Origin of the sequence: Aeromonas sp. Y311-2 (assembly GCF_027706025.1) — a bacterium.
Taxonomy (GTDB): Bacteria; Pseudomonadota; Gammaproteobacteria; order Enterobacterales; family Aeromonadaceae; genus Aeromonas; species Aeromonas veronii.
The window spans coordinates 132,847-148,679 of the sequence record NZ_JAPDCL010000001.1; the positions used below are offsets into that span (position 1 = coordinate 132,847).

The window sequence follows — 15,833 nt, forward strand, 5'->3', positions numbered from 1 at the left end:
CCAAGGGATCAGGCGGCGTGCTCGACCTTGTTTGGCTGCTTGTTTGCTTGCTGGGAGAAGCCTTCCAGCTCGCCCGGGGCGAAGTTGTCTACCTGAATCGCTTCGTAGCGCAGGGCATCGGCGGCCAGCAGCTTGTCCGCTTCGTCCTTGCTCAGGATGGAACCGGCCAGCGCGGCGGCAACCAGCTCCGGCAGCGCCAGTTTGCGGGGCAGTTTGCCCTCTTTCTGGGCCTGAACCAGTTTCTTCTCGTAGGGCTGCACGGCGACCATGGCCTGGAAGGCACGCTCCATCAGGCCGACCGGATCCGCCTCGTCCTTGCCCACATAGCAGAGGGCGGTCAGACGGTCGCGGAACTCGCCCGGTTTCATCATGGCCAGACAGATGGCGTGGCAGCGATCGTCGGCCGGCATCTTGTAACCGACGCCGAACGGGAACACCACGCGCTTGAGTACGGCACCCACCACCTTGTTCGGGAAGTTCTGGAAGAAGCCCTCGAACGCCTTGCCAATCAGGTAGAGGTTGCGCTCCACCGCGTACTGCACGAACGGCAGATCGGAAACCATGCGGCCCTGATCCTCGTAGTGTTTGAGGGTGGCGGAGGCCAGATAGAGATGGCTCAGCACGTCACCCAGGCGGGCGGAGATCATCTCCTTGCGCTTGAGATCGCCACCCAGCATCAGCATGGAGACGTCGGCGCACAGGGCCAGCCCTTTACTCATGCGGGAGAGCTGCTTGTAGTAGCGGGCGGTTTCACCGGCTACCGGCGCGCTGTTGAACTGACCCAGGGTCAGCCCTTGGAACAGGGAACCGAAGAAGTTGCCGGCGCCAAAGGCGATGTGCTTCATCAGCAGGGCGTCAAACTTCTCGAGACCGCGCTCCACGTCGGTATCGGCTGCCGCTTCCAGCTCGGCAAACACATACGGGTGGCAGCGAGTGGCCCCTTGCCCGAAGATCATCAGGTTGCGGGTCAGGATGTTGGCCCCTTCCACCGTGATGGCGACCGGAATCCCCATGTAGGCGTAGCCGGTGTAGTTTTTCGGACCGAGCTGGATGGCGCGACCGGCGTGGATGTCCATGGAGTCATCCATGATCTGGCGCGCCATCTCGGTCATGTGGTACTTGGAAATCGCGGTGACGATGGCCGGTGCCTGACCCAAGTCCAGGGAACCGGCGGTCATGCGACGAGCCCCTTCCAGCTGATAGGTGAGGCCGCCGATGCGGGCCAGTGCCTCTTGCACACCTTCAAACTTGCCAATGGACATGCCGAACTGCTTGCGCACATAGGAGTAGGCACCCACGGTGCGGCTCGCCATGTGACCGCAAGCGGTGCCAAGGGCAGGCAGCGAGATGCCGCGACCGGCGGAGAGGCACTCCACCAGCATGCGCCAGCCGCGACCGGCGTAATCCGGGCCGCCGATGATCCAGTCGAGCGGAATGAACACATCCTTGCCGAAGGTCGGGCCGTTCATGAACGCCAGGCCCATGGGGTAGTGGCGATCGCCAACACGCACGCCGGGGTGGCTGGTTGGGATGAGCGCGCAGGTGATGCCCAGCTCTTCCTTGTCACCCAGCAGCTTTTCCGGGTCATAGAGTTTGAACGCCAGTCCCAGCACGGTGGCGCGGGGCGCCAGGGTGATGTAGCGCTTGTTCCAGTTGAGGCGAATACCCAGCACCTCTTCACCCTTGTGCATCCCTTTGCAGACGATCCCCTTGTCAGGAATGGCGCCGGCATCGGAGCCCGCTTCCGGACCGGTCAGGGCGAAGCAGGGCACCTCTTTGCCACTGGCCAGCCCCGGCAGCCAGAAATCTTTCTGGGCCTGGGTGCCATAGTGCATCAGCAGCTCGCCCGGGCCGAGGGAGTTCGGCACCATGACGGTGACCGCCACGCTCAAGCTCTTGGTGGCGATGCGGGTGACGATGGTGGAGTTGGCAATCGCCGAGAATTCGCGGCCGCCATAGGATTTCGGGATGATCAGGGAGAAGAAGCCTTCCTTCTTCAGATAGTCCCACACCGGTTCCGGCAGATCTTTGGTTTCGTTGACGATCTTGAAGTCATCGACCATGGCGAGCAGGGTTTCGACCTGATTGTCGATAAAGGCCTGCTCCTCTGCGGTCAGCTCGGCCTTGCCGTAGCCATGCAGTTTTTTCCAGTCGGGGTTGCCGCGAAACAACTCGCCATCCCACCAGACGGAGCCGGCTTCCATGGCCTCCCGCTCGGTAGCTGACAAGGGCGGCAATATTTTTTTGAAGATGCCGAACACCGGACGGGTTACCACCTTTTTACGGATGGAGGGTACGCCGAGCACAACGGCTATCGCCAGCACCAGCAGGACAAGCAATGTGATCATACCGAAGTTCCTTCTATTTCACTGTTTCCGTTGATTTATTGTTGGTTGTTACACGGCCAGGGAGAGCCTGGTCGACTCCACGGGCGCCCCGACTCCGGACGCCAGATAAGGAATAACGTTGCGCACCAGCCCTTCCACATCGAGCTGCTGGCCAAAGTCGGCCAGGGCGATGTCGCGCAGGGCATCGGCAGAGGCCATGGTGAATACGACGGTGCCCAGAGTGAAGTGCAGGCGCCAGAAGAGATCCGCGGGCGACAGGGCCGGATTGGCCTTGGAGATGGCCTGGGTGATCCGCTGCAAAATGGGGCCATAGTGAGCGGTGATAAAGCGGCGCAGGTGGCCCTGGCTGTCGATATAGCCGCGCCCCAGCAGCTGCATAAAGATGGCCGGGCCGTTGGCCCGCACCACCGATAGCTTCATCAGCGGCTCTACAAAGCTTTCAAACAGTTGCAGCAGGGTCAGCTGCTCCTGCTCCATCAGTACCCGCAGGCGGGCATCGAGATCGGGCATAAACAGGCTCAGATAGCGGTCGAGCACCGCCTGGATCAGCTCCTTCTTGGAGCCGAAGTGATAGTTCACCGACGCCAGATTGACGTCGGCCTCACTGGTGATCAGACGCAAAGAGGTATCGGAGAATCCCCGCTCGGCAAACAGCACTTCAGCGGCGTCGAGAATACGGTTTTTGGTATCGATTTTACTCACTGGACACCTCACTTAAACGAATGTTTAAAAAGTACGTTTCATAACGTGAAGTGTCAAGAGAATGTGAATGAGTGTTGGCGGAATGTTTTTCGATGAAAAAAGCAAAGTGGGCGGAACTTAGTCAAAAAGCAGGACTCTATATCTATGCCACTGCAATTAAACATTAAGTCTCGCCCAACCTGCACCATGCTAGTTGGGCCTTTTTTTGCACGTTTGTTACCGGTTTGCGGCTTGCAGGCAAAAAAAACCGCCGCAGGGCGCGACGGTGGGGAAAGTGAGTTCGCGTCATCCTGACGGCAAACTGTCGATGCGAGTTCAGGCATTTATCGACGGGGGCAGTATGCCAGCCAGAGCCCCTCAGACTATGTCAGCTTCGCGGTATTTTGTGACAAAGTGTGGCAAGCACTGGCGTGGCCCACGCTGCCGCTCTTTGCTATGCTGCCCTTTCAAAATATGAGGGGAGATAAGATGAAGTACCCGGTCGATACCCATACTCACACTATTGCCAGCACCCATGCCTACAGCACCATCCACGACTATCTGCCGATAGCCAGGGCCAAGGGGATCAAGCTGTTCGCCACCACGGATCATGGCCCCGAGATGGCCGATGCCCCTCATGTCTGGCATTTTGCCAACTTGCCGATATTGCCAAGAGTGGTGGACGGGGTAGGGATCCTGCGGGGTATCGAGGCCAACATCAAAAACCTGGAGGGGGAGATCGATTTTCCCGAGCGTTACGAGTCGCGCCTCGACATGATCATGGCGGGTTTTCATGAGCAGGTATTCCCTCCCTGCGATCAGGCTACCCACACCCAGGCGATGATCAACGCCATCAAGAGCGGTCGGGTCGACATGATCAGCCACCCGGGCAACCCCGCATTTCCCATCGACATTCAGGCGGTGGTCAAGGCGGCGGCCGACTATCGGGTGGCGCTGGAGATCAACAACTCCTCCTTCATTCATTCCCGCCCGGGGAGCGAAGGCAACTGCCGTGCCATAGTCGAAGCTGCGCGAGATCTGGGGGCCTATCTCACCTTCGGCTCCGATTCCCACGTGGCATTTACTCTTGGCGATTTTGACCACTGCCACCGTCTGGTGACCGAAGCGGGCTTCCCGCAAGAGCGGATCCTGGTGCGCTCCCCCCGCGCCCTGCTCGAATTTCTCGAAAGCCGCGGCCGGGCCCATATCCCCGAGTTTGTCGATCTGTAAATCGGGCTCTAACACCATGAGCCAACTCATAAAATCGAGCTGGCTCAATTGACTTGCCGGTCATTTTTTATGAATGTGGAGAGCAACAAGCCGGTATAGCTCAGTTGGTAGAGCAGCGCATTCGTAATGCGAAGGTCAGGAGTTCGATTCCCCTTATCGGCACCAGATCGTGAGGGCAGGTTTCATTTGTGAAACCTGCCCTTTTTAAATGGCTTTTGCCATGGCTCGCTCCACATAGAGATAGCCAATCCCCATCACCTGCTGGGCGCGGCTGAGCTTGCCGAAACGGATATGGGTGGCGTTGACCGCATCGCTGCAGTCGAACGGGTTGGCGCCGGTCTGACTGACGATCGTTTGCAGCCAGGTTTCACCAAAGTGGCAGCTGCGGCCATAAAGCCAGATGCGGTTGATGTTGAGGATATTGAGGAAGTTGTAGAGGCTCAGGCCAATGGCGCGGGCCCCTTCGTCCACCAGGGCGCGGATCATTGCATCCCCCTGATGGTAGAGCGCAAGCAGTTGGGCGGTCTCCAGCTCTACACCAGTCTGCGCCGGGTTGTCGGCACTGGCTTGTTGTTTGAGAAAGACCCGGGCCCGTTTCTTGATGGCAAACAGCGAGGCGACTGTCTCCAGGCAGCCATAGCGGCCGCATGCACAGGCGCTGCCGTCCGGATTGATGATGGTGTGCCCTATCTGGCCGCTGCCAAACAGGGCGCCCCGGTAGATCTGGTCGTTGATGATAAAGGCCGAGCCGATGCCGTAATCGACGTTGATGACGCAAAAATCCCCGTTCCCTTCCCGGTCCTGCCACTTCTGGGCCAGCGCCAGCATGATGCAGTCGTTATCCACCATCACCTCGCAACCCAGCCGCTCCTCCAGCAGGTACTTGAGCTCGACCGGTGCGTGCCAGGGTGCTTGCGGCATGGTTTGTGATACCCCGGTCGCCGGGTTGACCTGACCGTGTACCGCCAAGGCCAGCCGGATCGCCAGTCCCTTGTGGCGGCGCTTGTGCTGGTAGTAGTGCGCTTCAATCAGGTGCAGCAGCTCATCGGGGGTTTGTGGGGCAATCTTCTGGTCGCTGAACTCATCCAGCGGGGTGATCAGGTTATCCACCAGGATGCTCTCCAGATGGGTGGGGCTGATATTGAGGCAAAGAATGGCCCCCTGGCCGCTGGCAATGCGGTAGCTGCCGCCATTGATGCCGCGCTGGGAGAGGTTCTGATCGCTGTGGCTGATGGCGCCATCGGCCACCAACTCGTCAAGGATCTTGCTGACCGCCGGAATGGAGAGCTCGCAGTGGCGCGCCAGGGTGGACTTGCTCGCCTCTTTTAACTGATAGAGCAGGGCAAGCAGCACCTGCTTGTTGTGGTGGCGGACCTTCTGGTTGTTCAACCCTATGCTCATCGCTTCACTAAACTCCGCTTACTGTATTGCGTGATCTTTCAGCAATTAATGCAGGTTTAACCATTCTAATCTGGTCTCACTGAAAACTTTATTAACAAATGTTGAGTGAGGCGAGATTAATGAGAGCTGATGTCAAGGTCTGGGTAGAGACCATCTCACTGCCGACCTACGAGGTAGGCGCCGAAGATCCCAACCCCATGTTTCTCGAGAAGCGGGTCTATCAGGGCTCCTCGGGGGCTGTCTATCCCTATGGGGTGATCGACACCCTCACCGGCCAGAAGAAGATGAAGTCCTATCAGGCGGTCTGGCTGGAGAACGACTTTATCAAGGTGATGCTGCTGCCGGAGCTGGGGGGGCGTATCCACCGTGCCTACGACAAGGTGATGAATCGCGACTTCGTCTATTACAACGAGGTGATCAAACCGGCGCTGGTGGGGCTGGTGGGGCCCTGGATTTCCGGCGGCATCGAGTTCAACTGGCCGCAGCACCACAGACCCACCACTTTCATGCCGGTGGACTTCACCATTACGGAGCGGGAGGGCGGCGCCAAGACCGTCTGGCTCGGCGAGGTGGAGCCGATGCGTGGTCTGCAGGTGATGGCGGGCTTTACCCTCTATCCCGACAAGGCGCTCATCGAGATCACTGGCAAGGTGTTCAACGGCAACGACACACCGCGCCACTTTCTCTGGTGGTCCAACCCGGCGGTGAAAGGGGGCGATGCCCACCAGAGCGTCTTCCCGCCCGATGTGACCGCTGTCTATGATCACGGCAAGCGCGACGTCAGTGCCTTCCCCATCGCCCGCGGCACCTACTACAAGGTGGACTACTCCGCCGGGGTCGATATCTCCCGTTACCGCAATATTCCGGTACCCACCTCCTATATGGCGGACAAGTCTGACTACGACTTTGTCGGTGCCTACTGCCATGACGAGCAGGGCGGCCTGTTGCACGTGGCGGATCACCACGTTTCGCCGGGCAAGAAGCAGTGGAGCTGGGGCAACTGTGACTTCGGTCTGGCTTGGGATCGCAACCTGACCGATGACAACGGCCCCTACATCGAGCTGATGACCGGGGTCTATACCGACAACCAGCCCGACTTCACCTGGCTGGATGCGGGGGAGGAGAAGGTGTTTGTGCAGAACTTCCTGCCCTACAACACCCTCGGTACCCTGCAAAACGCCAACACCCGCGCCGCCATCAAGCTGGAGCGTAGCGAGGACGGTCTGTTGTGCGGTGCCTACGCGATCGCGCCGCTGTGCCACGCCCGTTTCGAAGTGAGTGATGAGAGTGGCGTGCTGTTCACCCAGACGCTAGATCTGCAGCCGGGTCAGGCCTGGCTTGAGCCGCAGGCCATCACCAGCGAGGGACGCTTGCAGGTACGCCTGCTGGATGAGCAGGGCCAGCCGATCCTGAGCTATCTCGAGCATCAGCCCGCAGGCGAAGCCCTGCCTGATCCTGCCACCGCGCCGGAGCCCGCCGTCAATCTCGACTCGGTCGACGAGCTCTACTTCATCGGCCAGCATCTTGAGCAGTATCTGCACGCCAGCCGCTCGCCCTTTGATTACTACCTGCGGGCTCTGGAGCTCGATGGCGGCGACTATCGCTGCAACCTGGCGCTGGCAACGCTGGAGTACAACCGTGCCAACTATGAGCAGGCGCTGACCTACGTCAATCAGGCGCTGGTCCGTGCCCATCGCCTCAACAAGAACCCCCAGTGTGGCAAGGCGAGCTTGCTGCGTGGCCACATCGAGGAACGTTTGGGGCAGTTCGATGCCGCCTTCGATGACTTCTACAAGGCGACCTGGAGCGGTAACTGCCGCGACAGCGGCTTCTTCGGGCTGGCCCGTATCGCCATGGTGCGCCGGGATGCCTCGCAAGCGCTGCAATTTGTCGAGCGCAGCCTCGCCGTCAACGGTACCCACTACGGCGCTATCGCCCTCAAGGGGTTGGCGCTGCTGGAGTCTGGTGAGCAGGAGGCGGCCATCGCCTATATCGACGAGCAGCGCGTTCGTTATCCACTTCACTATCAACTGGCCTTCCTGCGCTGGCTGGCAAGCGAGCAGCCGACCGATCTCGAGGCGCTGCGCACCCTGTGCAACGGGCGCGGAGTGAATCTCTGCTTCCTGGCAAGCGATCTGCTGGCATTGGGACGTCCCGAGCTGGCGCAGCAACTGCTCTCAACACTGCCGGTGGAGGAGACCCTGCCGCAGCTGTTCCAGGCTGCATTGTTGCCGGAAGGTGAGGCGCAGGATGCCCTGCTGGCGCGAGCCGAGCAGGCCTTTGGCCGCAAGGTGCGCTTCCCCAATACCCTTGGCGAGGTGGCCATGCTGGCGCAACTGCCACACAGCTGGTTTGCCAGCTACCTGCTGGGCTGCTTCCACTACAGCAAGCGCAGCTACCCGCAAGCCATTGCCCTGTGGCAGCAGGTGTGCGAGCAGGCGCCCGGGTTTGCCCCGGCATGGCGCAACCTTGGCATCTATCACTTCAACAAGAGCGGCGATCCGGTGGCGGCCGAGCAGTGCCTGAGCCGGTCCTTTGCCCTCAAGCCGGATGATGCCCGCTTGTTGTTTGAACTGGATCAGCTGCACAAGCGCTGCGCCATGGCGCCAAGCGAGCGGTTGGTGCTGCTGGAGGCGCATCGTGAGGTGGTCCTCAAGCGCGACGATCTGACCGCTGAACTGCTCAGCCTCTATCACATCACCGGCCAGCTGGAGGCGGCGGCAGAGATCTTGCGGCTGCGCGAATTCCACCCCTGGGAGGGGGGCGAGGGTAAGGTGACCGGTCAGTACCTCATCAATCAGCAACGCCGGGCGTTGGTGTTGATGACTCAGGGACGCCACGAGCAGGCTATTCCGTTGCTGCAACAGGCGTTGCACTACCCCCTCAATCTGGGGGAGGGACGTCTGGTTGGACAGACCGACAACGATATCCATTACCTGTTGGCGCTCTGCCATCTGGCCTGTGACAACCAGAGTCTGGCGGCCCAGTGCCTGCAACTGGCCTGCCTCGGCCAAGGATCGCTCGGGGCCAGCCGCTACTACAACGATCAGCCGGTGGATTATCTCTTCTATCAGGGTATGGCGCTGGCACGTCTTGGTCGGGTTGCGGAGGCGCAGCGTCTCTTTGAAGGGATGGTCGGCTGGGCCGAGCAGGCGATGGGCGAGTCGATCGAGGCGGACTTCTTCGCCGTCTCACTGCCGGATCTCATCGTGCTGGATGACGACCCGCAGCACAAACATCGCCAGCACTGTCTGCTGGTCAGAGCACTCGGTCTGTTAGGACTGGGTCAGCTGGATGGTTGTGAACAGACCTTGCGAGAGCTGCTCACCCTTAACCCGGCTCACGACAAGGGACACCTCTTTGCCCTGATCTGCCGCGAGCTGTCACTCCACTCATAACTCTCATAACAAAAACCGGCGCCCCGCCACGGTGAGGGGCGCCACTGCACCCTACAATCGACAAGATAGAAAGGATGAGTCATGGAACGCACGAAAAATCAATTGGATACGAATGGGCTCAATATGAGCTACATCTGGATGATCTGTTTGGTGGCCGCCTGCGGTGGCCTGCTGTTTGGTTATGACTGGGTCGTTATTGGCGGGGCCAAGCCCTTCTATGAGGCCTATTTCGCCATCACGGATCCGGCCCAGTCCGGCTGGGCCATGAGCTCGGCGCTGGTGGGCTGCGTGCTGGGGGCAGCTATCTCCGGCTGGTCAGCTGACCGCTTAGGCCGCAAGAAGCCGCTGATCCTGGCCGCTATCCTCTTCACCATCTCGGCATGGGGCACGGCTGCGGCCAGCAACTTCGATCTGTTCGTGGTCTATCGTATCGTGGGGGGGATCGGTATCGGTCTGGCTTCTGCGCTCTCGCCCATGTACATCGCCGAGATCAGCCCGGCCGACAAGCGGGGCAAGTTCGTCGCCATCAACCAGCTCACCATTGTCATCGGCGTGCTGGCGGCTCAGCTGGTGAACCTGATGATCGCCGATCCGGTTGCGAGCAACGCCACTCAGGCCGATATTCTGGCCACCTGGAACGGCCAGTCCGGCTGGCGCTGGATGTTCGGTGCCGAACTGGTACCTGCGTTGGCGTTTCTGGTGTTGATGTTCTTCGTGCCGGAGTCGCCGCGCTGGTTGGCCAAAGATGGTCAGTATGAGAAAGCCTCCCGCATGCTCGGCAAGATTGGCGGGGATGCCTATGCCAAGCAGACCCTGGCCGATATCCGCCAGACTCTGGTGGGCGAGACCCACAAGGTCTCGCTGGCGGAGCTGGGCAAACCCTCGGTGCGGCCGATCCTCATCATCGGGATTGTGCTGGCGGTGTTCCAGCAGTGGTGCGGCATTAACGTCATCTTCAACTATGCGCAGGAGATCTTTGCCTCTGCCGGCTTTGACATCAACAGCACCCTCAAATCCATCGTCGCTACCGGTCTTATCAACTTGCTGTTTACCCTGATCGCGCTGCCCATGGTGGACAAGATTGGCCGCCGCAAGCTGATGCTGATTGGTTCGGCGGGACTGACCATTATCTACGGCATGATGGCGGCGGCCTACGCCACAGGCGTACTGGGGCTGCCAGTATTGCTGCTGGTATTGGCGGCCATCGCCATCTATGCCTTGACCCTGGCGCCGGTCACTTGGGTGCTGCTCTCGGAGATCTTCCCGAATCGGGTGCGTGGGCTGGCGATGTCGGCTGGTACCCTGGCGCTCTGGATCGCCTGCTTCGTGCTGACCTACACCTTCCCGCTGCTCAATGCCGGGTTGGGGGCTGCGGGCAGCTTCCTGCTCTATGGCCTTATCTGTTTTGCCGGTCTCATCTTTATCTATCGCAAGGTGCCCGAGACCAAAGGGGTGACGCTGGAGGCACTGGAAGCCCAACTGGCCCAGGGCAAGGTCGAACTGACGCCGACCAAGGCGAGCGCCTCGGCATGACGGTTTACACATTGGGCAACCCGCATCTTCGGATGCGGGTCTCTGCACAAGGGGCTTGTCTGCTGGGGCTGGAGGATGAGCAGGGGCGCCCGCTGTTGCGCGACACTGACCTGGCGCAGCCCTGGCATCCCGGCCAGAGCGCGCTGTTTCCCATGGTGCCGCTGGCCAATCGGGTCGCAGGCAACCGGTTTGAACTGTGGGGGGAGGCGTGTGTGTTGCCCGCGAGCGAGCTCGATCCCGACTTCTTTTTGCATGGCGATGGCTGGTTGCAGTCATGGCAGTGGGTGGCGGGTTCTACCAGTTCGGTGACGTTGCAGTTGACCAGCCAATGCGGCCCTTTTCACTATCTGGCGGAGATAGACTATCGGCTGCATGGTGCGAGCCTGGTGGCGCGGATCAGCCTGACCCATCTTGGGGAGAGCCCCTGTCTCTACGGCGCGGGTTTTCACCCCTTCTTCTGGCGCGACGAGCAGACCCGCATCCGTTTTCTGGCGAGCGGCGTCTGGCAAGAGGGAGCAGATCATCTGCCGATCGACTGGTCGAGCAGGCTGGCGCCCCATCTCGATTTTCGCCTGTGGGCTCGCCCGCAAGGGTGGCTCAACCACTGTTACGGCGGCTGGCGCGGTCAGGCCGAGATTGACCATCCTGCCCGCCAGCAGCGGCTGCTGGTTTCAAGCGAGTGTGCCTTCCTGATGCTCTATCAGCCCGATGAGGGGAGTGGCTTCGTCTGTCTGGAGCCCCAGAGTCACGCCGCCAATGCCCACCACCTGGCCGGTCACCCCGGTTTGCGGCTACTCGCCAGAGGTGACCGCATGAGTATCGGTATGACCCTGACAGTGGCGTCCGGGGGCTGATAATGATCTGGCTTGTGGTATTGGTGAACGCAAAGAGCCACCCGTCGGGTGGCTCTTTTTATGGCGGATTATCCTGCGTGTTACCTGATCTCCGGTCAGGCTATCTCCATCTCTGGCTGTGGTGTCGAGTTGTGTTGGCTGGTCAGCTTGTCGATGCGCACCGCTGCCACCTTGAACTCGGGGATCTTGGCGTGGGGGTCGGTGGCATTGATGGTGAGCCGGTTGGCCGGGGCTTCGGCAAAGTGGAACGGGATAAAGACCACGCCAGGCTGCATCCGCTTGGTGACGAAGGCGGGCAGTTCGATATGGCCGCGGCGGCTGGTGACCTTCACCCGCTCGCTGTTGCTGATCCCCATCCGCTCGGCGTCCGCCACGCTCATCATCACCCGCGGGCCAGCCAGCTTGTCGAGCCCCTTGGTCTTGCGGGTCATGGTGCCGGTGTGGAACTGCTCCAGCAGGCGGCCGGTAGTGAGCACGATGGGATAGGTCTCGTCGGGCAGTTCGGCGGCATAGCGGAACGGGGTGGCGACCATCTCCCCCTTGCCACGGGTGAACTGCTTGCCGTGGAGCAGGCGAGTGCCTTCGGGCGTCGCGTCGTTGCAGGGCCACTGTAGCCCTTGTACACCCACCTTATCCCACTGGATGCCGGCGTATTGCGGGGTGACCCGGCAGATCTCGGCGGTGATCTCCTGGGCGTTCTGATAGCGCCAGTCGCCGCCCATGGCGTTGGCGATCTGCTGGATGATCCACCAATCCTCCCGCGCGTCGCCCGGTGCCTTGAGGGCGGGGGAGATGCGCTGAACTCGCCGCTCGGTGTTGGTGAAGTGGCCGCTCTTCTCGGCAAAGGAGCAGGAGGGGAGCACCACATCGGCGAGCTGGGCGGTTTCCGAGAGGAAGATATCCTGCACCACCAGAAACTCCAGCTGCTTGAGCCCTTCGATGACGTGGTGCTGATCCGGATCGCTCAGCACCGGGTTTTCCCCCATCACATAGAGCCCCTTGATGCTGCCCGCGCAGGCGGCATCGATGGTCTCTGTGAGGGTAAGGCCGGGCGTGCGCGGCAAGTCTGGCTGCTGCCAGACGGTTGCGAAGCGGGCATGCACCTCGGGGTTGGCCACCTTCTGATAGCCGGGCAGGCAGTTTGGCAAGGCCCCCATGTCACAGGCACCCTGCACGTTGGATTGGCCCCGCAGCGGGTTGATGCCGCCCCCTTCGATGCCGATGTTGCCGCACAGCAGTTGCAGGTTGGCGATGGCCCGCACGTTGTCGTGGCCGGTAGTGTGCTGGGTGATCCCCATCGAGTAGTAGATTGCGGTGCGTTCGGCGGTGCCGATGAGGCGGGCGAGCTCGATCACCTGCTCGGCCGGCACGCCGGTGACGAGGGCTACCTTGTCCGGTGCATAGGCCGGGGAGAGCACCTCCGCTTGCAGCGCTTCGAACCCTTCTACTCGTGCGGCGATATAGGCCTTGTCGTGCCAGTCGTGCTGGATGATCTGCTGCATCAGGCCGTTGAGCAGCATCACGTCGGTGCCGGGGCGGTGGGCCAGATAGAGGCTGGCATGGTCCGCCATCTCGATCCGCTTGGGATCGGCCACTACCAGCCGCGCTTTGCCCATGGTGACGGCCCGCTTGATATGGGAGCCGATGATGGGGTGGGCCGCCGATGTGTCGGAGCCGATGATGAAGATGAGATCCGAGTGATCAATGCTCGGGATGTCGTTGGTCATGGCGCCGCTGCCGAGTGACGCCTCCAGCCCGGTGACGGTGGAGGCGTGGCAGAGCCGCGCGCAGTGATCCACGTTGTTGGTGCCAAGCTCCCGGCGCATGAACTTCTGGAACAGGTAGTTCTCTTCGTTGGTGGTTTTGGCTGACGAGAAACCCGCCAGCGCATCGTTGCCATAGTGCTGGCGCAGGGCGGTGAAGCGTTCTGCAACCAGCTCAATGGCCTCTTGCCAGCTGGCGGGCACCAGCTCGCCATTTTTACGGACAAGCGGGGTAGTGAGGCGCTCCTCGCTCTGGATAAAGTCAAAGCCGAAGCGCCCCTTGACGCAGAGCAGCCCCTGATTGACCGGCGAGTTGCGATTCCCCTCCACATAGCGGATGCGGTTGCGCGCCTCATCGACATAGAGGGTGACGCCGCAGCCGACCCCGCAGTAGGTGCAAATGGTATTGACTGGCGTGAGCAGTTCGGTGCGCCCCTGCGACTTGTCGCGGGCATCCACCAGGGCGCCGGTGGGGCAGACCTGTACACAGGCGCCGCACTGCACGCAGTGGGAGTCGCCCATTGCCAGCCCGCTGTCGAACTGCGGGCGGTTCGAGAGGGTGCCATCGCTGTGCTTGGCAAAGCGCAGCACACCCTGCACCGCCTGTTCGCCACAGGTCTGCACGCACTGGCCGCAGCCGATGCAGCGGTTGGCATCGAACACGATAAATTCGCTGCTGTTATCCACTGCAAACTTCTGGCACTGGCTGGTGTCGAGAGCGCTCTGCTCGACCTTGTATTCGGTGGCGTAGTCGCGCAGGGCACAATCGGTGTTGGCCTGACAGCCGCACTCGAGGCAGCGGCTGGCTTCGCTGCGGGCATCGGCATCACTCAAACCACGCTCCACCTCGGCAAAGCTGCCCTCGCGATCCTGCTCTGCCAGATGGGGCATGATGGTGCGGGCGACTTTTTTCAGGTGAGCAAACTGGGCGGGATCGACCTGCTTGAGTTTGGGGGCCTTGCAGGCGTTGAAGGGGCGAACCGGATCGACCATGTCACCGTGGAGGAACTGATCGATGGCCAGTGCGGCCTTGCGGCCATCGGCAACCGCCTCGATGGCGGTTGCCGGTCCGCGGCGCAGATCGCCGATGGCGAACAGGTTGCCGTGGCCGCTGTGCATGGTGTCGGGGTGGGATTCCAGCGTCTGCCAGCGGGTGAAGGGGAGGGTGAGGGGTTCCCCTTCCATAAAGCTGAGATCCGGCTGCTGTGACACCGCCGCAATCACGGTATCGAATTCTTCAATGAGGTACTCGCCAGTGGGCTCCGGGCGGCGGCGACCGGAGGCGTCCGGCTCGCCGAGAGCCATCTTCTCGAGGCGCACCTGAAAGACGCGACCACGACTGTCCGGCAGATTCTCCACCGGATTGGTGAGCATCAAAAAGCGCACCCCTTCGTGCTCCGCTTCGTCGATTTCGTAGGCTTCGGCGGGCATCTCGGCGCGGGTGCGGCGATAGATAAGGGTGGTTTCTGCGCCCAGCCTGACCGCCGTGCGGGCGCAGTCGATCGCGGTATTACCACCCCCGATCACCGCAACCCTCTTGCCGGTGGTGAGCCGCTTGGCCAGCATCCGATCCTTGAGGTAATCGACCCCGAGATAACAACCGGCCAGGGTGCTGCCCGGGTAATCCATCGGCACCGCCTTGGAAGCGCCAACCGCCAGACAGACCGCATCATAGTCGCGGCACAGTGCCGAGAGGGTGATCTGGTGGCCCAGTCGCTGCTGGGTGTGGATCCGCATGCCACTCTGGCACATCAGGTCGATCTCCTGATCGAGGATCGCCTTGGGCAGCCGGTATTCGGGGATGCCGTAGCGCAGCCAGCCACCCGCTTCGGGCATCGCCTCGAACAGATCGACCTCGAACCCCTCGTAACCCAGATAGTAACCGCAGGTGAGGCCGCCTGGGCCGCTGCCAATAATGGCCACCCGCTTGCCCTTGGCGGGCTTCTTTGCCGGTTGATAGGGGGCAACCTCTGCCAGATCGAGATCGGCGGCGTGGCGCTTGAGCTGACGAATGGCCAGTGGCTCATCCACCAACGCGCGGCGGCACTGTGCCTCACAAAATGCGGGACAGACCCGGCCGATGGAGAGAGGCATCGGCAGGGTCTGCTTGATAACGGCCATGGCCGCCTCGTGCTCCCCCATGGCGATGTGGTGCAGATAGGATTGAATGTCCACCCCGGCCGGACAGGCGCGTTGGCAGGGGGCTTCGCAATCGGCGTAGTGATCTGCGAGGATGCGGCCGAGCGCCTGCTGGCGCTGCGCGCGCAGGGCATCGCTCTGGCTGGTGATCACCATCCCTGCCTCGGGGCGCGTCTCGCAGGCGCGGCGGATGCCGAGACCGGCAATCTCCACCACGCAGAGGTCGCAGGGGGTCTTGGGGCCGCTGGTGTTGTCACCGCACAGGGAGGGGATGTCGATCTGGTGCTGTTTGGCTATCTGGAGCAGGGTTCTGGTCGGGTCAACCGTCAACTGAGCCCCATCGAGGGTGATGGTGATCATGGCGTCATAAACTCGCTTTCAAGGCGCAGAAAATGCTGCATCTGGCGGAGCCAGCAGGGGAAGCGACAGGGAGGCCGCTTGCTATACGCTCACCATAACAAAGATTATTTACAACTTTATTTGATT

At 61.3% G+C, this 15,833-nt stretch carries 8 protein-coding genes and 1 tRNA gene; 5 read left to right on the forward strand and 4 right to left on the reverse strand.

Annotated elements, in window-relative coordinates:
- Positions 1 to 8: 8 nt before the first annotated feature.
- Positions 9 to 2,348, reverse strand: a complete 2,340-nt coding sequence (locus tag OKC42_RS00635; RefSeq protein ID WP_194496040.1) for an acyl-CoA dehydrogenase — start codon at positions 2,346 to 2,348, stop codon at positions 9 to 11.
- Between the two features lie 48 nt (positions 2,349 to 2,396).
- Positions 2,397 to 3,050: a TetR/AcrR family transcriptional regulator gene (locus OKC42_RS00640; protein ID WP_216961613.1), complete on the reverse strand. Its 654-nt coding sequence runs from the start codon at positions 3,048 to 3,050 to the stop codon at positions 2,397 to 2,399.
- A 468-nt stretch (positions 3,051 to 3,518) separates the two neighbouring features.
- On the opposite strand from OKC42_RS00640, the gene OKC42_RS00645 reads away from it, so the two are divergent.
- Both OKC42_RS00645 and OKC42_RS00650 read left to right on the forward strand, forming a co-directional pair.
- The gene (locus OKC42_RS00645) at positions 3,519 to 4,259 is read left to right on the forward strand and encodes a phosphatase (protein WP_110302651.1); all 741 of its coding nucleotides are present in this window, start codon (positions 3,519 to 3,521) and stop codon (positions 4,257 to 4,259) included.
- Positions 4,260 to 4,348: 89 nt separating this feature from the next.
- Positions 4,349 to 4,424: transfer RNA gene (locus OKC42_RS00650), tRNA-Thr, on the forward strand.
- A gap of 39 nt (positions 4,425 to 4,463) precedes the next feature.
- Here OKC42_RS00650 and OKC42_RS00655 read toward each other — a convergent pair.
- Positions 4,464 to 5,660 carry an ROK family transcriptional regulator gene (locus tag OKC42_RS00655; protein WP_270818903.1) on the reverse strand — a complete coding sequence of 399 codons (1,197 nt, stop codon included), beginning with the start codon at positions 5,658 to 5,660 and terminating at the stop codon, positions 4,464 to 4,466.
- Between the two features lie 119 nt (positions 5,661 to 5,779).
- Here OKC42_RS00655 and OKC42_RS00660 point away from each other — a divergent pair, with 119 nt between their 5' ends.
- From OKC42_RS00660 to OKC42_RS00670, 3 genes are all read left to right on the forward strand, one after another.
- Positions 5,780 to 9,058, forward strand: coding sequence for a DUF5107 domain-containing protein (locus OKC42_RS00660; RefSeq protein ID WP_270818905.1), 3,279 nt, complete (start codon positions 5,780 to 5,782; stop codon positions 9,056 to 9,058).
- A gap of 81 nt (positions 9,059 to 9,139) precedes the next feature.
- Positions 9,140 to 10,591, forward strand: a complete 1,452-nt coding sequence (locus OKC42_RS00665; protein ID WP_270818907.1) for a sugar porter family MFS transporter — start codon at positions 9,140 to 9,142, stop codon at positions 10,589 to 10,591.
- Complete coding sequence (locus OKC42_RS00670) at positions 10,588 to 11,445, forward strand: aldose 1-epimerase (RefSeq protein WP_270818909.1); 858 nt, start codon at positions 10,588 to 10,590, stop codon at positions 11,443 to 11,445. The genes OKC42_RS00665 and OKC42_RS00670 overlap by 4 nt, the downstream gene beginning before the upstream one ends.
- A 95-nt stretch (positions 11,446 to 11,540) precedes the next feature.
- Here the strand turns inward: OKC42_RS00670 and fdhF are convergent, their stop codons facing one another.
- Positions 11,541 to 15,707 (reverse strand): formate dehydrogenase subunit alpha, encoded by a 4,167-nt coding sequence (gene fdhF, locus OKC42_RS00675; RefSeq protein WP_270818911.1) that lies wholly within the window; start codon positions 15,705 to 15,707, stop codon positions 11,541 to 11,543.
- Positions 15,708 to 15,833: the final 126 nt, after the last annotated feature.